The following is a 19,791-nucleotide window of genomic DNA, read 5'->3' on the forward strand; positions in this document are numbered from 1 at the left end:
ATCAATAAATTGTCGCTTTGGGAGCCATTTTCGGTAGATATACGGAACCATCTAATAACTAGTTAGGCATATATACTCGGGGAGACTATGAAATACACTCTCGAAGTTCAAACAAATTACGTTACTGAGCCCATTCGAGCTCGGTTTGCGATGGTCATTCCAATCCTCCGAGGAATGCTCTTTTCTACCAAGGGAGATATTGTCGAGCAAGCCGGGGGTATGAAAAAATCACATTCGAAATGTTTTGCAGAGTCTACAACGAACATCCGGGTGATTATGGAATCTGCTTTGAATATGCACTACACCACTCCATCAGAGGAAGACAACCATCCATATACAGTAAAGTCAGTTACGTACTGGATCAATTTTGCAGAGTTGGCAACCAAGCAGAGTCAATTCTATTTGGGGCAGAAAAGGGTGGAAATCAGTCAATTATCGAAAGCGCCAAAAGCATACTGACAGAGAATTCAAAGTTGCTTCCTGGAACTCAAGCTAGACCCACGTTTTTAATACGGCATATCGAAAATATCGCTCTTGCAATGAGGCAAAGCACTATCGCGCAAAGCCTTCCCGCAAGCATCCGAGGTGTTTGGAAAGCCGATTTATTTCTTGGCAATCCGCAGACAGACTGTTGGGTTGCAACAACCTTGAAAACAAATAAGGCTCAAATTGAAGAGGCTCCCGGGCTAAGAATAGCTATCTACCCGGAGGCAAGGCCAAATGAGGAGCCTCGAATGATAGGCTCGCTTATACATTGCCCACTACCTTACAACATTGAGTTCATGCAGTTGTTTGGAGCGACATTTCAAATCATGAAACATCTCGTCGCTTCTCGCGGAAAGCAGCCAAGCCCAGCAGCACTTGTTTACTATGATGACCAAGAAGTTGCTAAATGGCTGTCTGATCGCGCGCATTTTCCGGTGCTTGCAATTCTCGAAGCACTTGAGCCTATAAAACAGGTCGATTTGCTAGCAGAAAATGGTGAAGAACAAACTCAAGAGCCTTCTGATGTCATCGCCGCAGCCCCCATTCCTCTTTCGCCCTAGCGCTGTCGGGCCTAACACGTCGCTCCACCCGACCAAAAACCGCTGCGCGGTTTTCGTCGGGTGAGCTAGGCGTTAGGCAATATATGGGAAGCTTGTTCACATGAAATATCTGTTCTTGGTGCTCATCGTCATTAACAGCCCGCGTAGGGCGCATTAGCGATAGCGTAATGCGCCGAATGATTAAAAGCCAACATGTGGCGCAATACGGCTTCGCCTATTGACGCCCTACGATTACGCCTTACGGCCTTCAAATTGGCTGAGACCTATGGGTAATCAGGAAAACAAATGAATAAATTTATCGACAGGTTAAAGACCGCATTAAATCAATCGTGTAACGACGCGCGTATGTTTTCGGATGACGATACTAACTTGATTAATGCGGAATACTTGATTACTGTAAATATAGCAAAATCTATTGCCGCGATGAATAAAGACTTTGGCGGACCATATAAAATACATTTAGAGCATAGCACGAAAAAATTCTCATCTTCTTGTCCTCCATTGCTTTCGAAAAAGTACTCAAACAACCCTTTTGGATATACTGAAGAACTAAGGCAAGGAAATTTAAACACAAAACGGGCCGGCAAAATTGATATAGCCGTTTACACTGACGGTCATATTTTAGACAAACCATATTGTGCCATTGAGGTTAAGGGCTTCAATCCTTCAAAAGCAAAAATTATCGAAGATTTAGAAAGAAATTTAGAATACTTCTCTCTCGCTGCCAATACGGGACTGTCGGAACTTCCGTTTAGTTTATTTGCCGCTTTACACAGCTGCAAAAACACTTGGTGCGACGCGAAAGAACTTACCAATATAAATAGAATTACTAATCGCTATAAAAAATATATCGCCAGTCTTTCCATGCCCAATAATACTAGATATAACATTCAAGTTTTTACTATTCGCCGAGGTATTGTCCCACAACCCGATTGCGAATATATCGAAATGTTTGGTTTACAGGGCAATGAAGACTATCATTTTATAGGATCAATAATTTGTTTCTATCAATAATCAAACCTTGATGGAATCGAGGATGTCGAAGACATACCCCTACAAGTCGCCGATGTTAGTCACGTGACAGAACCGCTCACACCCTCGATTCCGCTAACTCTGCATCGCGGCTACGTAATACCGACCGATAGGAACCTACCGCGTTGTTTCCGGCTTCGCTACGGTGATAAGCTTATGCCTGTACCCGTGGTACGCGATGCATCACGACCGCTTGTGAAGCTGTGACGGCTTTACCGGCGTCCCCCTTTCGGAGTCTAGCCGGATGAAAACCCAGCCCCTCAACCAAGCCTTCACGTTGATCGAACCAGGCCCGGTGGTGTGGGTGACGACCAACGACGGCCGGCGCGACAACGTGATGACGGTTTCCTGGACCATGGTGTTGGACTTCTCGCCCAAGTTCGCGATCGCAACCGGGCCGTGGAACCATTCCTACCAAGCGTTGTGCGACACCAAGGCCTGCGTGCTGGCGATTCCGACGCTGGATTTGCTCGACCGGGTGGTCGGCATAGGCATTTGCTCTGGCAGCGATACCGACAAATTCGCCAAATTCGGTTTGACCGCGCTACGCGGCCAGCACGTCGCGGCGCCTTTAATCCAAGAATGCTTGGCGAACATCGAATGCCGGGTGGTCGAGATCGTCGAACGCCACAACGTTGTCGTGTTGGACGGGCTGGCCGCTTATCTGGACGACGAACGTGCGGAACGCCGCACCCTGCACGCAGTCGGCGACGGCAGTTTCGTTGCCGACGGCATAAAACTGGATCGGCGGGAAATGATGGCGGCGAAATTGCCCGAAGGTATCTGATCGCCCATCCGCAAAAGCGGCGGATTTCGGTCGGTTCCGGCATTCGTTTTTAGCGACGACGCTAGCGCGGCGGGTTCATGCGGCCGCTTGCGGTCCGGAACGCGACGACGGATGTTCCGAACTCGGCGATTCTGGTTTCTAGCTCAAACGTTGGCGTTATTTACGCCAGCGTTCGAGCTCCCTGGAAATCATCAAGAAATTTTCGACTACGCCCGAGCCTCCAGCAAACCGTCGAGCTTTTTGGAAAACGTTATCCTGCCGAACGGCAAGGTTTCGGCGACCAGGGCCGTAGGGCGGATAAGCGAAGCGTCATCCGCCGATAAAGCTGTCAATTATCCGGTCCACCCGCTTCAGCTCGTAGATACTCTGTTCAAAATCAACAAATTTCGTCGTTTCTTTATTGCGCGACATTTGGTACCGGAATGGCATAAAACCGTGTGTTGTCGAACGGCTGATCGTACTTCAGCATGCCATGGATCGCATGCAGTAATTTACGCATGACGGCGCAGACGGCTTGCAAAGGTTTCTTGCTGGAAGTACGCCCGCACATGCGGATCGTGCTGTTTGGCACTCAAGGCCGGCATATACAACGCCGAACGAATATGCCGGTTACCGGCCTTGGATAGCCGCATTTTCTTGTGTACGCTTTTGCCCGACTCAAAGGCCTTGGGATCGAGCCCGGCAAACTTGACCCACTCGCGATGCGTCAGGTTGTGCGGCAATAGCAGCAGTTCGCCCATCAAGGCAATAGCGCTAGTTTGGGCAATGCCTTTGATGCCGGTCAACAGTTCGAATATGCGCTGAAGTTCCGGATGCTGGTCGATTAAAGCCATCGCTTCATCGGCCAGGATATCGATGCGTTTTTCCAATTGACTGATCGCCAGCTTGGCATCGCGCAGCAGGGCCTTCGGGGTTTCCTGAGTGGCACTCAGCGCATGCAGATGATTTTTCGCGGCGGCTTTTTGACTAGTCAGCGCATCAATGCGGCGAGCAAAACCACGCAAGACCAAGGTCTGATTCGACGGTCGAGTCCAGGCGACGAAATCCATGCGCTCGACATGTTCGGCGAGGGTATTGGCATCGACGGCGTCGGTTTTACTGTTTTTCATCAAGGCCTTGGCGAAGTTATGCGAAGCCTTGGGATTAACCACCATCACCGGAATGCCGGCGTCATGTAGCGCAATAGCAAGATCGAAATGGTAAATACCGGTGGCTTCCAGACAGACCTTGATGCCGGGTAATTTGATCAGTTTATTGACCAAACTCGCACGGTCAGCGCGGATATTCGACCGATACATCGCTAACATTTTCTCTGCGGCCGCCTTCACCAACTCCCGCAAAAACCCTGGCTCCACCACTTCCACCTCGGCGCCGTATTTCAGAATATCCATCAGCAATTCTTCGTGGCGGTTGAAGGGGATGCGTAGTTGGTAACGGCCGTCGGTCAGCCACTCGGATTCTTGTCGGCTATGCCAGGTTTCGTCCGCTACCCAGCGGCCGGCCTTGGCGGAGAAATTGAGGATGGCGGTATGTTTTGGGGTGCCGGCGAAGATGCCGTAGGCGGAGCGAAGTGTTGTTGCAGTGTGTCCGGCTCCAGCAGAAGCGCCGGTTCGCCGCTGGCGGTTGCGGACCTGATTCGGTCCAGCGCGAAGGTGCGCGGTTCGTCGAGTTGGTGGCAGTAGGCGTCCAAGTACCAGTTGTCTTTATATAAAACCAGGTTTTGCGGCGAGATGGTCCGTGCGCTGGTTTGGTCGTCACTACGGGCGTGGTAATGAGCCAGTAGCCGTTGTTGCTCGAACAGGGCTTGGGCCAGCGTTAGGAACAAGTCGCCGTCGCGGCAGCGGTAAGCGTGGCTGAGGATTTTGACCCGGCTCAGTTTCTGGGTTTTGATGCCCGGCGAGCGGTCCAGTAATTTTTGCAGATGGTCGCGGAGTTGGCCGATTTCGTTGCGTAACAATCCCGGCGCCAGGTTGCCGAGCAGATGCTGGCAGGCAATCAAGGCTTGCAGCTCGTCGGCGGTCAGCCAAATGCCGGGCAGTTCGAACGGGTAACGCAGGTCGGTACGGTCGTAGTAATAACCGCCCGCCGAGCGGTTGCAGATCAGCGGCGCGTTTAAATGGTCGGGCAGTTCCTTCGTCAGGCGTTGTCGAGTGGATTTTGAGCATCCCAGTTGTTTATCGAGTTCTTTTCCGGAAATCGGTGTGCGCCGGTGTTTTAGCAGATTATGGAATTTGATGATTTTGTCGATGTGCTGCATGGTCCGTCATCGCGGTGATCTTCTCGATCGAGAAGTCTAGCGCCTGTTTCCAGGTGCCGGATGTTGGCCGAATTCGGGTTGTCGTTCGCCGCCAGCTTGCACGCTCGGCAAGTCTTGCGACGGTTGGATTTGTCGTGAGCTTGCGGATTTTTTCCCAATTTTGGTGACTGTTTATGAAAGCCATTGGGCAAAGGACCGGCATACCTGGATCGGAACGCCTTCGATCGCCGCTGAATCCGCTACGACGCCCTTCCTTATTCATTGTCCGCAGTGACAAATCGTTTCATGATCGTTAGGTTAATATTGAGAATTTGCGCGCCCGGTTTTGCGGTGTAATCGTCGCTGGGATGTAAGTGTTGCGTGAAATTACCGGCGGTTACATGCAATAATGGTTCCTTTTTATTTTGCGGTTTTGGGGCAGGGTAACGGGTGAGCGGCGATAACGATATTCAGGCCTTGGCGCTGGCGGTGATTCAGACCGAAATGCAGGCCGTCGCGCGTCTGGCGGAACGGATCGACGAGGCGTTCGTTCGGGCCTGCCATTTGTTGTTGGACTGCAAGGGACGGGTGGTCGTGACCGGCATGGGCAAGTCCGGGCATATTGCCGGTAAGATTGCCGCGACGCTGGCCAGCACCGGGACGCCGGCGTTTTTCGTACATCCGGGCGAGGCCAGCCATGGCGATCTGGGTATGATTACTCGCCAGGACGTGGTGTTGGCATTATCCAACTCCGGCGAGACCGGGGAAATTTTGACGATCTTGCCTATCATTAAGCGACTGGGAGTGCCCTTGGTGGCGATGACCGGCAATGCCGATTCGACGTTGGCCCGCATGGCCAGCGTGCATCTGGACGTCTCGGTGGAACAGGAAGCTTGTCCTTTGGGCTTGGCGCCGACCGCTAGTACGACGGTGGCCCTGGTGATGGGCGACGCGTTGGCGGTGTCCTTATTGGAAACCCGCGGTTTTACCCGCGACGATTTTGCGTTGTCGCATCCGGGCGGTAGCCTGGGCAAGCGCCTGCTGTTGCGGGTCGAGGATATGATGCATCGCGGCGACGAAGTGCCGGCGGTGGCCGACGACGCGTTGGTTAGTAGGGCCTTGCTGGAAATGACCGAAAAGAAATTGGGCATGACGGCGGTGGTCGATGCCGATCGCAAGGTGGTGGGAGTTTTTACCGACGGCGATTTGCGGCGGATGCTGGAGAAAAATCTCGATGTTCACATTACCCAAGTCGCGCAAGTCATGAGCCGACCCGGCACAGTCATTGATGCCGGAATGTTGGCGGCGGAGGCGATGCGCATTATGGAAACCAAAAAAATCAACGCCTTGTTGGTTGTCGATCACGAGCGGGTCTTGCAGGGTGCGCTCAATACCCACGACTTGCTGCGGGCCGGCATCGTTTGAAGGTATCGTCACATGTTCGGATTGGATAGACAAAAGCTGCAAGTCATTGAAAACCTCAAGCTGTTGATTTTGGACGTCGACGGCGTGTTGACCGACGGCCGGCTGTTTTTCGACGACGAGGGGCGAGAATATAAATGTTTTCATGCCCGCGACGGGCACGGTATCAAGTTGTTGCGGCAGACAGGCGTCGAGGTGGCGGTCATTTCCGGCCGCAAGTCGAATTCGGTGACGTTGCGCATGCGTGGTCTGGGCGTCGAACACGTGTACCAGGGCCACGAGAACAAGCGAGCCGCATTCGCCGAGATTCTGGAGTTGTTGGGGTTGCGAGCCGAGCAGGTCGGCTATGTCGGCGACGATGTGTTGGATTTGCCGATTATGCGCCAGGTGGGTTTCGCGGTGGCGGTTGCCGATGCCAATTTCGCGGTCAAACGTTACGCCGACTGGCAAACCGAAGCGGCCGGCGGACTGGGCGCGGTGCGCGAGGTTTGCGATCTGATCATGCAGGTGCAGGGGCGTTTCGATTCGGTTTTGCAGGCCTATCTATGAAGGGACGCATCCGCAATCTGGCCGTGTACGCTTACGTCGCGCTGGCGGCGGCGTTGTCCTGGTGGCTGGCGGAAATGCATGAGCTGCGTCAGGAGCAGATCAAGATCGAGGAAAACAGTCCCGATTTTTTCAGCGAGGTCTATTACAAACAGGAAATGGGTCTGGACGGTATCGCTAAAAACGAGCTGTCCGCCGAGCGGATGCAGCATTTTAAAACCGACGGCAGCACCCATTTGCAAAAGCCGGTGATGACGCTGTACAACCCCAACCAAATGCCCTGGGTGATTAAAGCCGATAGTGGCGTGATGGCCGCCGACGGCGAACATTTGCAATTGAACGGCACGGTTTTTATCAATCGGGAGGCGTCCAAAACCAACGCGGCGCTGACCGTCAATACTTCGGATTTGCGGGTTAATCTCGCCAGCCATTATGCGGAGACAGCGGCTTGGGCCGAAATTATCGGCCCGCCCAATAAAACGGCGGGAATAGGTATGGAAGCGACTTTCGTCAGTCCGATTCACCTGAAATTGTTGTCCAAAGTGAAAGGTCGCTATGAAATTAAGTAAAATGCTGGGTTGGAGCCTGTTATGGCTCGCGCCGGCGGTCGTTGCGCTGGAGTCGGATTCGGAACAACCGATCTACATCGACTCGAACAATGCCGTCTACGACGAGAAAACCCAGGTCAGCACGTATACCGGCGGCGTCGTCGCGACGCAAGGCACGATTCGTATCGATGCCGATCAGTTGGTGGTTTACCTGAAGGACGGAGCCATCACCAAGCTAATTGCCACCGGTAAGCCGTCGCGCTTCAAACAGTTGCCCGCCGTCGGCAAGGACGAAATGCACGGCGAAGGCTTGGTCAACGAATTCTACCCGGAAAAAAATCTGCTGATTTTCATGAAGAACGCCTCGGTTTGGCAGGGCGACGCCAAACAGTCCAGCGAGTATATCGAGTACGATACCAAGAACTCGCTGTTGAAGGCCGGCGAGCAGAGCACCGACGGCAAGCGGGTGCATTCGGTGATCCAACCCAAGACCAAAAAGGCTCCGTAATGGCGCGTTTGCTTGCCGAGCAGTTGTACAAGCGCTACAACAACCGTAACGTGGTTGATGGTGTCGGTTTGCAGGTCGATACCGGCGAAGTCGTCGGCTTACTTGGCCCCAACGGCGCCGGGAAGACCACCAGCTTTTACATGCTGGTCGGTTTGATTAGGGCGGATAAGGGCGATATTTACCTGGACGATCAGCGCATCACCTACCAGCCGATGCATCGGCGGGCTCGCTTGGGGATAGGCTATCTGGCCCAAGAAGCGTCGGTGTTTCGCAAATTGAACGTGGCGGATAATTTGCGGGCGGTGTTACAGATTCGCGACGACTTGACCGACGGTCAGATCGAGCTAATGATTGACGAACTGCTGGCGGAATTTAATATCAACCATTTGCGCAAGCAACTGGCGCTGGGCTTGTCCGGCGGCGAGCGGCGCCGGGTTGAAATCGCCCGTGCCTTGGCCAGCGAGCCGCAATTTATTTTGCTGGACGAACCGTTTGCCGGCGTCGATCCGATTTCGGTGCTGGAATTGCAAAAAATCATCGCGCATCTGAAGCAGCGCGGCATCGGTATTTTGATTACCGAGCATAAGGTCAGAGAAACATTGGAGATATGCGATCGCGCCTACATCCTGAATGACGGCAAGGTTATCGCGGAGGGTGTATCCCGCGAACTGGTCGACAATGCGGAAGTGCGCAGAGTGTATCTGGGCGATAAATTTAGCTTATAGATTTTTAAATACACATGAAGCAATCCTTACAACTCCGTATCGGTCAGAGTCTGACGATGACGCCGCAATTGCAGCAGGCGATCAAATTGTTGCAGATGTCGACCCTGGATTTGCAGCAGGAAATCCAGCAGGCGCTTGAATCCAATATGATGCTGGAGGTGGAAGAGGAAGAGTCGCTGAATTTGGATTTTCGAGAAAAGAAAGCCGAAAACCCCGATCAAGTCACCAGCGAGGGGTCGCAAACCGACATGCCGGACGAATTGCCGGTCGACGTCAGCTGGGACGATGTTTACGAAAGCAGTTTGCCCAGTGGCGGAGACGACGGCGACACGCCGGAATTCGAAAGCTTCCGCAGCAAGTCCGAAAGTCTGCACGATCATTTATTCTGGCAATTGGAGTTGCTGCCCATCTCCGACCGCGACTACGCGATCGCGGCGGCGATTATCGATGCCATCAACGACGACGGTTACATCGCCACCGATCTGAACGACATTTGTCAGGGCTTGCAGGAGCAGCTCGACAATCTGGAAATCGACGAGGTTCAGGCCGTGTTGCACATGCTGCAGAATTTCGACCCGGTCGGCGTGGCGGCTTTGGACTTGGCCGATTGCCTGCGTTTGCAGTTGCTGCAGTTGCCGGCGACGACACCCTACCGGGAGGAGGCGCTGGATTTTGTTAAACGACATCTGGATTTACTGGCGACTTGCGATCAGGCCCGCTTGATCAAGCGCGTCGGTATGACCGAGGACGTGTTGCGGGGCGTGTTGGCCTTGATCCGCACCTTGGACCCCAAGCCTGGCGGTCAAGTCCAGGAAGTCAGCGTCGAATACGTGGTGCCCGATGTGTTCGTCGCGAAGGTAGCCGGGGCGTGGCAAGTCAATCTGAATCCGGAAATCGCCCCGAAATTACGGATTAATCCGTTTTATTCCGGGATGATCAAGCGGGCTGACAACAGCCAGGACAACGTCAGCATGAAAAACCATCTGCAGGAAGCGCGCTGGTTTATCAAAAGCCTGCACAGCCGCAACGACACCTTGTTGCGGGTCGCGCGCAGCATCGTCGAAAAGCAGGGCGATTTTTTCGAGCACGGCGCGATCGCGATGAAGCCGATGGTGTTGCGGGATATCGCCGAGGAACTGGAACTTCACGAGTCGACGATTTCCAGGGTCACCACCCAAAAATACATGCACACGCCGCACGGCGTCATCGAATTCAAATACTTCTTCTCCAGCCATGTCAGTACCGATGGCGGCGGAGAATGTTCGGCGACCGCGATTCGGGCGCTGATCAAAGAATTGGTCGGTTCCGAAAACCCGGCCAAGCCATTAAGCGATAGTAAAATATCCGACTTATTGAATGAAAAAGGCATCAACGTCGCCCGCCGCACCATTGCCAAATACCGGGAAGCGATGTCGATACCGCCAACCAGCCAGCGGAAAAGGCTTATCTGAGTACGGAAGCATAATTTTTAAAAACAGGAGTATTCCATGCAAGTTAGTATCACCGGTCATCACGTAGAAGTTACCGATTCGTTAAAAGCTCATGTCGAAGACAAAATCAGCAAGATCAAGCGTCATTTCGACAACGTCGTGGACGTTCACGTGATTTTGACCGTCGAGAAACTGGAGCAAAAAGCCGAAGCGGCCGTGCAAATCAGCGGCGCCAAACTGTATGCCGAGGATGTCCAGGAAGATATGTATGTCGCGATCGATAACATGGTCGATAAACTGGACAGACAAATCGTCAAACACAAAGAAAAAACCAAAATCACCGTTAATTCCTATCGGTTCGCGGGGACGGTTTGGCGTCCCCGCCTCGAATTCTCATCATGAAACTCGTCATCGTCAGCGGCTTGTCCGGTTCCGGAAAAAGTATCGCCCTGGATACCCTGGAGGACTGCGGTTACTACTGCATCGATAACCTGCCGGTGGTGCTGTTGCAGCAATTTGTCGACGACGTGATGGCGAAGGCGCCGGCCACGTACGCCAAGACCGCGATCGGCATCGACGCTCGCAATCGCACCGAAAAACTGGCGGACTTCCCCGATTGCATCGCATTTATTCGCGGCAAGGGTATCGATTGCGAAGTGGTTTACATGGAAGCCGACGAAAACATCATCCTGAAGCGTTACAGCGAAACTCGGCGCAAACATCCGTTGACCACCGAAAGCTTGCCGTTGCGCGAGGCGCTGGACATCGAACGGCAAATGTTGCATCCGGTGGCGGTGATCGCGGATATCGTCATCGATACCAGTTTTACCCATTACCATCAGTTGCGGGACTTGTTGAAAAACCGCTTGGGCGAGAAAGGCAAGAGTTCGCTGTCCATTTTGTTTCAGTCTTTCGGCTTCAAATACGGCATGCCGCTGGATGCCGATTTCGTGTTCGACGCCCGCAGTTTGCCGAATCCGTATTGGGTGCCGCAGCTAAGGGGTTTGACCGGTAAACACGCCGAAGTGGTCGAATTTTTGCAGCACGAAACGGCCGTCAAGGAATTTCTGCACGATGTCGGTTATTTCGTCGGCCGTTGGGCGCCGCGTTTCGAGTCCGACAATCGCAGCTACCTGACGATCGCGATCGGCTGCACTGGCGGTCAACACCGTTCGGTATACTTGGTCGAGACGCTGGGGCAACACTTTAAAACCCTTACCCCTAACATTATCGTCAGGCATCGGGAGTTACGTTTCCCGGCCTCCTAACCTTCCGGTTTCAGCTTATGACAACACCCACCCTGCCGGAAAACGGCGAACATCTCTTGGCGCGCGCTACGGCGATTCTGGCCAAGGGCTCGCAGATCGAAATTCGCAATCTGGTGCGTTCGCTATATCCGGCCGAAGCGGCATTCGTGCTGGAGGCACTGGAACCGGAGCCGCGCGCCAGCCTGTGGCGTTTGATTCCGCCCGGTGTCATGGGCGAGGTGTTGATCGAGTTGAATGTCGAAGTCGCGACCGCGTTGTTGGCGATCACCGACCGCAAGGATTTGATGGCCGCGACCGAGCAAATGGGTGCCGACGGCATGGTGGACTTGTTGCATGTCTTGCCGGAACCCTTGCTGTCTCAGGTTATGGAATCGATCGGAGTGCACAACCGCAATCGGTTCGAACAAGCGCTAAGTTACGGCGAGCATACGGCGGGCGGCTTGATGTCGAGGGAGGTATTGACGATACGGGCGGATGTCACCTTGGATGTGGTGTCGCGCTATTTGCGGTTGCGCGGCCGGGTGCCGGCCGGCACCGACAGCCTGATCGTCGTCGATCGCAAGGATAGTTTTCAGGGGGTGTTGGCGATCAGCCAGTTGTTGACGCACGATCCGCACACCAAGGTTTCCGAGTTGATGGATACCAAGAGTCCGGGGATTTCCTACAAAACCCCGAGCCGAGACGTGGCCGCGCTGTTCGAGCGGCGCAAATTGCTGTCGGTACCGGTACTGGCCGACGACGGTAAAGTGTTGGGTAGGATTACGATCGACGACATCCTGGATGTGATTCGCGAAGAAGCCGATCATTCGCTGATGAGCATGGCCGGCTTGACCGAGGAACACGACATGTTCGCACCGGTCGTGGCCAGCGCCAAACGCCGGGCCTTGTGGCTGGGCGTCAATTTGTTGACCGCGTTTCTGGCGGCCTGGGTCATCGATTTGTTCGAAGATACGATACAGCAAATCGTGGTTTTGGCGGTATTGATGCCGATCGTCGCCAGCATGGGCGGTATCGCCGGAAGTCAAACCTTGACGCTGGTGGTTAGAGGCTTGGCGCTGGGCCAGATCAGCGGCGGCAACGCTCGCGGCTTGTTGTTCAAGGAAATTTCGGTCGGCTTGTTGAACGGGCTGATTTGGGCGGTCGTCGTCGCCGCCGTGGCCGGAGTTTGGTTTCACAATCCGCACATTGGTATCCTGCTCGGCGCGGCGATGCTGATCAATTTGGTGTGCGCGGCCTTTTCCGGTGTGGCGATTCCGGTTTTGTTACAAAAAATCGGTGTCGATCCGGCGTTGGCTGGCGGGGTGCTGTTGACAACGGTCACCGATGTGGTTGGTTTTATGACCTTTTTAGGTTTGGCGACGCTGTTTTTACTGTAAGCGATTGTGCTTTTTGTCACGGAAAATGCTAACATTCGGGGTCATACATGAGCTGATTTTCCCAAATCGATGTCCACCGGCACCATTAACTCGCAAAAAACAGCTTTGGAGTTTAAAAGCACCTCATTGACCGTCCCGGTGCTGCTGCTGTCCGGAAACGACTTGCCCGCCATCGACGAGCAACTCAAGGAAAAAGTCGCCCAGGCCCCGGAGTTCTTTCGCAATTCGCCGTTGTTGATCGATTTGCAAAAGCTCAACGCGCAGAATCTGGTGCTAGATTTCGCCGACATCGTGGCGACCGTGCGTTCCCACGGGTTCATGCCGGTCGGCATCCGCGGCGGTAACGAGCAACAAAACCAAGTAGCGCTGGCGATGAATCTGCCGGTGCATTCGCTGCACGGTAGCAATACTCCGCTAATCAGCAAAGAGCCCGCCAAGCAGCCATTGCCGACGCCGGAGCCACCACCATCGGCCCCCGCCGCGTCGAACGTCGAAAATAAATTAATCACTCAACCGGTACGTTCCGGACAGCGCGTTTACGCCAAAGGCGATTTGATCGTGACCGCGACTGTCAGTGCCGGTGCCGAAATCATGGCGGAGGGCAACATCCATGTCTACGGTTCGTTGCGGGGACGCGCCTTGGCTGGCGTGCTAGGCAATGCCGAGAGTCGGATTTTTTGTTCCGATTTGCAAGCCGAGTTGATTTCGATTGCCGGCACCTACCAGCTCCGCGACGATTTGAGTCAGCACGCCCCGCATAAACCGGTACAAATCAGTCTGGCGAACCAGAAGCTGATCATCAAAGAACTTTAGATTTCTAGGAGGAACGACATTGGCCAGAATTATCGTAGTAACATCAGGAAAAGGCGGCGTGGGTAAAACCACCACCAGCGCGGCTATCGCGATGGGTTTGGCCAAGAAAGGCCATAAAACCGCTGTTATCGATTTCGATGTCGGTCTGCGTAATCTGGATTTGATCATGGGGTGCGAACGGCGAGTGGTCTACGATTTGGTCAATGTGATCAACAACGAAGCAACCTTGAACCAAGCCCTGATCAAGGACAAGCGTTGCGATCAGCTCTATATCTTGCCCGCCTCGCAAACCCGCGATAAGGATGCGCTGACCCTGGAAGGCGTCGAGCGCATTCTCGAAGAACTAGCCAAGGATTTTAAATACATCGTTTGCGATTCGCCCGCTGGAATCGAACGCGGTGCTACACTTGCCATGTACTTTGCCGACGATGCCTTCGTCGTGACCAACCCGGAAGTGTCGTCGGTGCGCGATTCGGATCGAATGCTGGGTATACTGGCTAGCAAGTCGCGCCGCGCCGAGAAGGGTGACGAGCCGATCAAGGAATATTTGTTGCTGACCCGTTATTCCCCCGATCGGGTCAAGCTGGGCGAAATGTTGAGCGTGGATGACGTGCAGGAAATTTTGTCGCTGCATCTGTTGGGCGTGATTCCCGAGTCCAAGTCGGTATTGAATGCCTCCAACTCGGGCACCCCGGTGATTTTGGACGAGCAAAGCGACGCCGGTCAGGCTTATGCCGACATCGTCGCGCGTTATTTGGGCGAGGATCGTCCCCACCGATTCATAGAGGAAGAGAAGAAGGGCTTGTTTAGCAAGCTGTTCGGGAGTAAGTGATGAGTCTGTTAGATTATTTCCGGTCATCCAAGCCCAGTAGCGCATCGTTGGCCAAGGAACGGCTGCAAATTCTGGTCGCCCACGAGCGCGCCTCGCGAAATCAGCCTTCTTATCTGCCGCAATTGCAACAGGAGTTGCTCGCGGTGATTCGTAAATACGTCAATGTCAGTCAGGATGCGATTACCGTCAATTTCGAGCAGGATGGCAATCAGGAAACATTGGAACTCAATATTGTGTTGCCCGACGAACGTTAATAGTGCTTTAGCGTTTGTTGCATGTCTGCCGCGTGGCGCCGGACCGAATACCCGATTTTTTTGTTGCTTAAAGTGTGAGGAGCTGAAATGGTAGAGATAATTGGTGAAGCGGCCGGAAAAATCTGGCAATTTTTGAATACCAACGGTGAGGCCAGTGTCAACAAAATCACCACCGAGACTGGTTTGGGCAAAAACGAGGTACAGCGGGCCTTGGGCTGGCTGGCTAAGGAAGATAAACTCAACATCGAAATGAAAGGCCGCGTTGAAACGGTCTCTCTCAAGTAATCGTTCCTTTGTCTCTCCGGAGCGCTTAAGACTGGCCTAAGCGCGTTCGCTTCCAATACCGGTGGCTGTATCGCGGTATTGGACGATCCGGGAGGTGCCCTCCGATTCGCCGTCCGCCGGGAATGCCCGGCGTGGCGGCGTTAACGTCCGTCGGTGCGACCGATGCGTCTCGATAACCGCCATAACAACAATAATTTTTCCCTAGCGGAGTTTGTCACCCGAAATGAAAGCCAAAATTGCCACCTTTTTTTCATTGGTGTTTCTGGTTGCCGTCAACCTCGGTATCTGGTCCTACATTAACAATCCCCTAAAAATCCCGTCCTGGAATAAAACCATGATGGGGCTGACCTTTAGCCCGATGCGTCGAGATTCCAACCCGCGCGAAGGCAAGTACCCGACCCAGGAACAAATCGCCGAAGACATTAACCTGCTGTCGGACAAGGCGCATTCGATCAGAACCTATACCGCGTTGGAAGGCATGGAAGTCGTGCCGGAACTGGCGGCCAAGAACGGCTTGAACTTGGCGATGGGCGCCTGGATAGACGACGACCGCGAGAAAAACCGCCGGGAAATCGAAGCGCTGATCCAGCTTAGCAACCAATATCCGAAAGCCATTGTTCGCACGCTGGTCGGCAACGAGACCCAGATCCGCAAGAACGTCGAAATAGAGGAGTTGATCGAGTACATCCGCGAGGTGAAAAAACGCACCTGGAAGCCGGTCAGTACCGCCGAAACCTGGGACGTATGGGAAGCCCATCCCGAGCTGGTTGCCGAAGTAGATTACATTGGCGTGCATATTCTGCCCTACTGGGAAGGCATTCCGATCGAAGAGGCGGTCGATTACGTATTCATGCGCTATCACGAATTGCAAGCCATGTACCCCGGCAAGCAAATCGTGATTTCCGAGGTCGGTTGGCCGTCGGACGGACAGCCCTACAAACACTCGACCGCTTCGTTGGCCAATCAGGCTAAATTTTTGCGCGGATTTTTGAACCGGGCCACCGAAGAAAAGCTGATTTATTACGTTGTCGAAGCCTTCGACCAACCTTGGAAAATCGAGATCGAAGGGACCGCCGGCGCTTATTGGGGCGTGTTCAACGTCGATCGAGAACCCAAGTTTCCGATGGAAGGCGACGTGCTGGCCAACCCGACTTGGCGCAACTGGGCCAGCGGCGCGGCCTTGTTGAGCATCATCCTGATGGCGGCGTTCCTATTCACCCGCAAGAGCTTGAAGCTACCCGGCAAGCTGTTTTTCGGCATCGTCGCCAACTTGGCGGCGTCGGTACTGTTTTGGTCCGCGTCTATCGCCGCCGCGCAATATCAGACCGGATTCTCCGTGGTGTTTTGGGCGATTTTGTTGATGATGCAGGCGATGGCGATTTTGGTGCTGTTGACCGAGAGTCTGGAAATCGCCGAAGTGTTATGGCACCGCAAGGGCCGACGTACCTTTACGCCGTTAACGCCGCCGACGGATTTCCGCTATCCGAAAGTGTCCATTCATTTGCCGATCCATAACGAGCCGCCGGAAATGGTCCGCAAGACGCTGAACGCGCTGGCCAAGGTCGATTACCCGAACTTCGAAGTCCTGGTGATGGACAACAATACCAAGGACCCGGCGGTTTGGCGGCCGGTCCGCGACGATTGCGACCGGTTGGGGGCGAAATTCCGCTTCTTCCATTTGGACAATTGGCCGGGCTATAAAGCCGGCGCGATCAACTACGCACTGGAAAACACCGCCGAAGACGCAGAAATCATCGCGGTCATCGACAGCGATTACATCCTGTCGCCGGATTGGCTGAAAGCCATGGTGCCCTACTTCGATCAGGAAAACGTCGGCTTTGTGCAATCGCCGCAAGACTACCGGGATTCTCACCAAAGTTCCTTCAAAAATATGTGCTATTGGGAATATGCCGGATTTTTTAATATCGGCATGGTGCAGCGCAACGAGTACAACGCGATTATTCAGCACGGCACGATGACGATGATCCGCAAATCGGCTTTCGAAAAAGTCGGTCCGTGGGGCGAATGGTGTATCTGCGAGGATAGCGAACTGGGTTTGCGCTTGTACGAGGCTGGTTACGACTCGGTTTATTGCAAGGAATCCTTCGGTCGCGGTCTGATGCCGGATACGTTTTCCGGTTACATGACCCAACGTTTCCGGTGGGTCTACGGTGCGATGCAGATCATCAAGCAACATTGGCGGCATTTCCTGCCCAATAAGAAGTCCTCGTTGACGTCGGCGCAGCGCTACTACTTCGTCGCCGGTTGGTTGCCCTGGTTTTCCGACGCGTTGGCCCTACTGTTCACCGGTACCAGCTTAGTGTTGACGGCCTTGCTGCTTTACGATCCGAAACATAGCGAGTTGCCGGTCAACGCCTTTCTGTTGCCGACGATAGGTTTGTTCGCGTTCAAGATCCTGCGTGGGCTGTGGCTGTATAAGGCCAGGGTGGCATGCTCGCTCTGGCAAGCCTTGGGCGCGGCCTTGGCCGGTTTGTCGTTGACCCACACCGTGGCGCGCGGCACCTTGCAAGGCTTGTTTACATCCGGTAAACCGTTCATGCGGACGCCCAAATACGAGCAGCAAGGCCCGCTAGTTGCCGGTTTGCTGATTATCTGGCAGGAACTGTTACTGCTGATCCTGCTGCTGGCAGGCGCGGTCGCGATGCGGATGGAGCCACAGTTCGACAATCTGAGCGGCCGCTTGTGGGTGGCGGTATTGGTGGTGCAGTCGGTGCCGTATATTGCGACCTTCCTGACCATTTTGATCAGCGTGGCCCCCAACTACATCCCCGGCCAGAAGCTGTCGGCCGACGAAATGGACGCTGAATAACTAACCGGACCGACCGAGCCCTCGCCGACATTCAGTTGGCGAGGGCTTTTTTATGCTTTTTTTGATGGTCGTCTCGCGCCGAAAGCAAACTTAAGCAACATGGCGGATTTCCTGATCGCAAAAATGGAATCATCAATTCGAAAGTTGCGAAAGATGGCTGCAAATGGCTAGCAAATCCCCGCCGCTAGCGCAAAAATGGCAACAACACGCCAAACAATAAAATCAACACCGCGCCGAGCAGCGCGGTTGAGCTGGGGATTTGTTCGAAGAAGATCGCGCCCCAGCTCAAACTCAGCACCGGCGTCAGATAACCGACCGAGCTGACCAAGGCCGCCGGTGCCGATTGGTAGGCGCGGGTTAGAAAGTGCTGGGCGCCGCTGCCGAGCAGACCGACCACGATCAGCAAGCCCCAACTCTCCGGACTGGCCGGCCAGCGGAAGCCGAACGCTGTAAAATAGGCGGCGTGCAGGATTAGCGCCGCCAAGCAAAAATAAAAGATTACCGTGGTCGCCGGGTTGCTGCGTCCGGCCCTCGCCAACATCAAATAGGCCAGCGCCGACAGCAAACCGGCGCCGAGCGCGGTGGCCTGGCCGAATAAATTGCCGCTTTGCTGAAAGTCGAATAGCAAACCGACCCCGCTAAAGGCGCCGACGATGGCCAGCCAGACCGCCAACGAGTTCTTCTGCGCCAGTAGGAAGGGGCTGAGCAAGGCGACGAACACGCCGCTGCTGGAGGTTAAAAACGTGCTTTCGCCGGGACCGATCCAGGCGATCGAGGTAAACGACAGCATCAGCGCGCTGGCGCCGAACAATCCGCGTAACCATAGCGATGGCCGGCAGTCGCCCAGCAAGGCCGTCAGCCGACGGCCTGCCAATGCGGGAAGGATCAGTACGGCAAGATTGCACAGAATCCGAATGAAGCTGGCCATCACCGCCGGCAAGCCGGGGTCCAGTCGTTGGCTGGCGTAAACGCCGGCGTTCATCAACGAGAACAATAAACAGGCGGCAATCATGTCCAGCAAGCCCAAGGTTTGCCGACGGCGCGCGGCGCTGGAAACGAGCCGGGCGGCCGGCGGCGAAGTGGATTTGGACACGGTCGGGTGAATGGATAAAGGCTTAGTTTACCTGCTTTTGACGGTGCTTCGGCGGCCCGATTCGGGTTGGAGGTATACGCGGGCGGCATTTACCGCCAGAATAGCGACAAACATTCGCCTTTTTTAACTGTTCAGATGTCGCTTGGGGTAAGTTGGTTGCCATTGGCGTTAAGTTGAACGGTTACAGTCGATGTAAGCAGTTGTCAAAGCGGAGCCGAAATAAGATCTTGGCTGAGCGGAGCCGAAATAAGACGTTGGCTGAGCGGAGCTGAAATAGGACGTTGGCTGAGCGGAGCTGAAATAAGGCGTTGGCTGAGCGGAGCCGAAGCCAGCGATATCGCTTCGACTCCGCTCAGCGAACGGCGTAGCTGACGCTGAGGTGTTCATTCCCCTGCTCCGTCGGGAGAAGGTGTTTTTTACTTCGCGCTGAATGGTTACCGCCTTTTTGAATTCCCTCTTCACTCGGAGTCAACCCATGCTGTTGCGAGACATCCTGCTCCAAGCCGGCAAGGCCATCGCAGCCCAAGCATTACGGGCCGGGTTGATTGTGCTGGCGATGAGTATCGGCGTAGCATCGGTGAACATCCTGACCGCGTTGGGCGACAGCGCGCGCACGTATGTCGTCAACGAATTCGAGTCGCTGGGCACCCACTTGTTGATTGTATTGCCGGGCCGTAGCGAAACCACCGGCGGCCACCCCCGCTGCTCGGCGAGACGCCGCGGGATCTGACGCTGGAAGACGCCGAAGCCCTGTTCCGCA

Annotated in this window: 21 protein-coding genes and 1 pseudogene; 19 read left to right on the plus strand and 3 right to left on the minus strand. The window is 54.3% G+C overall.

The genetic code is table 11. The features are described from left to right. The first annotated feature begins 87 nt into the window (after positions 1–87). The 4 genes from ACP4CD_RS18290 (at position 88) to ACP4CD_RS18305 (ending at position 2,865) form a co-directional block, all read left to right on the plus strand. A complete protein-coding gene (locus ACP4CD_RS18290; protein WP_426991998.1) occupies positions 88–459 on the plus strand; it encodes a hypothetical protein in 372 nt (123 codons plus the stop codon). Positions 460–734: 275 nt separating this feature from the next. Continuing rightward, complete coding sequence (locus ACP4CD_RS18295) at positions 735–1,046, plus strand: hypothetical protein (RefSeq protein WP_426991999.1); 312 nt, start codon at positions 735–737, stop codon at positions 1,044–1,046. Positions 1,047–1,331: 285 nt separating this feature from the next. Further along, positions 1,332–2,060, plus strand: a complete 729-nt coding sequence (locus tag ACP4CD_RS18300) for a hypothetical protein (RefSeq protein WP_426992000.1) — start codon at positions 1,332–1,334, stop codon at positions 2,058–2,060. A gap of 262 nt (positions 2,061–2,322) precedes the next feature. Then, entirely contained in the window at positions 2,323–2,865 is a 543-nt protein-coding gene (locus tag ACP4CD_RS18305; protein WP_426992001.1) for a flavin reductase family protein, read from the plus strand. Positions 2,866–3,356: 491 nt separating this feature from the next. On the opposite strand, the gene ACP4CD_RS18310 is transcribed toward ACP4CD_RS18305, so the two are convergent. Further along, on the minus strand, positions 3,357–4,172 hold the full coding sequence (locus ACP4CD_RS18310) for an IS110 family transposase (RefSeq protein ID WP_426994707.1): 816 nt from the start codon (positions 4,170–4,172) through the stop codon (positions 3,357–3,359). 54 nt (positions 4,173–4,226) lie between these two features. Continuing rightward, positions 4,227–5,122: pseudogene (locus tag ACP4CD_RS18315) on the minus strand (helix-turn-helix transcriptional regulator); the annotation flags it as partial. 429 nt (positions 5,123–5,551) lie between these two features. On the opposite strand from ACP4CD_RS18315, the gene ACP4CD_RS18320 reads away from it, so the two are divergent. The 14 genes from ACP4CD_RS18320 (at position 5,552) to ACP4CD_RS18385 (ending at position 17,938) form a co-directional block, all read left to right on the plus strand. Further along, complete coding sequence (locus ACP4CD_RS18320; RefSeq protein WP_281021693.1) at positions 5,552–6,526, plus strand: KpsF/GutQ family sugar-phosphate isomerase; 975 nt, start codon at positions 5,552–5,554, stop codon at positions 6,524–6,526. A gap of 12 nt (positions 6,527–6,538) precedes the next feature. Then, a complete protein-coding gene (kdsC, locus tag ACP4CD_RS18325) occupies positions 6,539–7,072 on the plus strand; it encodes a 3-deoxy-manno-octulosonate-8-phosphatase KdsC (protein ID WP_064028125.1) in 534 nt (177 codons plus the stop codon). Beyond that, positions 7,069–7,638 (plus strand): LPS export ABC transporter periplasmic protein LptC, encoded by a 570-nt coding sequence (gene lptC / locus ACP4CD_RS18330; protein ID WP_064028127.1) that lies wholly within the window; start codon positions 7,069–7,071, stop codon positions 7,636–7,638. Before kdsC ends, lptC begins: the two co-directional genes overlap by 4 nt. Then, positions 7,625–8,125: a lipopolysaccharide transport periplasmic protein LptA gene (lptA, locus tag ACP4CD_RS18335; protein ID WP_064028129.1), complete on the plus strand. Its 501-nt coding sequence runs from the start codon at positions 7,625–7,627 to the stop codon at positions 8,123–8,125. The genes lptC and lptA overlap by 14 nt, the downstream gene beginning before the upstream one ends. After that, on the plus strand, positions 8,125–8,850 hold the full coding sequence (lptB, locus tag ACP4CD_RS18340) for an LPS export ABC transporter ATP-binding protein (RefSeq protein WP_426992002.1): 726 nt from the start codon (positions 8,125–8,127) through the stop codon (positions 8,848–8,850). Before lptA ends, lptB begins: the two co-directional genes overlap by 1 nt. A gap of 14 nt (positions 8,851–8,864) precedes the next feature. Further along, positions 8,865–10,301: an RNA polymerase factor sigma-54 gene (locus ACP4CD_RS18345; RefSeq protein WP_168028407.1), complete on the plus strand. Its 1,437-nt coding sequence runs from the start codon at positions 8,865–8,867 to the stop codon at positions 10,299–10,301. Between the two features lie 36 nt (positions 10,302–10,337). Continuing rightward, positions 10,338–10,682, plus strand: a complete 345-nt coding sequence (hpf, locus tag ACP4CD_RS18350; RefSeq protein ID WP_426992004.1) for a ribosome hibernation-promoting factor, HPF/YfiA family — start codon at positions 10,338–10,340, stop codon at positions 10,680–10,682. Continuing rightward, positions 10,679–11,548: an RNase adapter RapZ gene (gene rapZ / locus ACP4CD_RS18355; protein WP_064028138.1), complete on the plus strand. Its 870-nt coding sequence runs from the start codon at positions 10,679–10,681 to the stop codon at positions 11,546–11,548. Before hpf ends, rapZ begins: the two co-directional genes overlap by 4 nt. Positions 11,549–11,565: 17 nt before the next feature. Then, complete coding sequence (gene mgtE, locus ACP4CD_RS18360) at positions 11,566–12,924, plus strand: magnesium transporter (protein WP_426992005.1); 1,359 nt, start codon at positions 11,566–11,568, stop codon at positions 12,922–12,924. Between the two features lie 69 nt (positions 12,925–12,993). Next, positions 12,994–13,737: a septum site-determining protein MinC gene (minC, locus tag ACP4CD_RS18365; RefSeq protein WP_071159105.1), complete on the plus strand. Its 744-nt coding sequence runs from the start codon at positions 12,994–12,996 to the stop codon at positions 13,735–13,737. 19 nt (positions 13,738–13,756) lie between these two features. After that, positions 13,757–14,569, plus strand: coding sequence for a septum site-determining protein MinD (minD, locus tag ACP4CD_RS18370; RefSeq protein WP_064028142.1), 813 nt, complete (start codon positions 13,757–13,759; stop codon positions 14,567–14,569). Beyond that, on the plus strand, positions 14,569–14,823 hold the full coding sequence (gene minE / locus ACP4CD_RS18375) for a cell division topological specificity factor MinE (protein ID WP_064028145.1): 255 nt from the start codon (positions 14,569–14,571) through the stop codon (positions 14,821–14,823). The genes minD and minE overlap by 1 nt, the downstream gene beginning before the upstream one ends. An 87-nt stretch (positions 14,824–14,910) precedes the next feature. Then, on the plus strand, positions 14,911–15,108 hold the full coding sequence (locus tag ACP4CD_RS18380; protein WP_064028147.1) for a winged helix-turn-helix domain-containing protein: 198 nt from the start codon (positions 14,911–14,913) through the stop codon (positions 15,106–15,108). A gap of 223 nt (positions 15,109–15,331) precedes the next feature. Further along, positions 15,332–17,938, plus strand: a complete 2,607-nt coding sequence (locus ACP4CD_RS18385) for a glycosyltransferase (protein WP_071159101.1) — start codon at positions 15,332–15,334, stop codon at positions 17,936–17,938. Positions 17,939–18,122: 184 nt separating this feature from the next. Here the strand turns inward: ACP4CD_RS18385 and ACP4CD_RS18390 are convergent, their stop codons facing one another. After that, on the minus strand, positions 18,123–19,031 hold the full coding sequence (locus ACP4CD_RS18390; RefSeq protein WP_426992007.1) for a DMT family transporter: 909 nt from the start codon (positions 19,029–19,031) through the stop codon (positions 18,123–18,125). Between the two features lie 475 nt (positions 19,032–19,506). On the opposite strand from ACP4CD_RS18390, the gene ACP4CD_RS18395 reads away from it, so the two are divergent. Next, entirely contained in the window at positions 19,507–19,761 is a 255-nt protein-coding gene (locus ACP4CD_RS18395) for an ABC transporter permease (protein WP_426992008.1), read from the plus strand. Positions 19,762–19,791 lie beyond the last annotated feature (30 nt).

The organism is Methylomonas stagni, assembly GCF_050154735.1.
In the GTDB taxonomy this organism is placed as follows: domain Bacteria; phylum Pseudomonadota; class Gammaproteobacteria; order Methylococcales; family Methylomonadaceae; genus Methylomonas; species Methylomonas koyamae_A.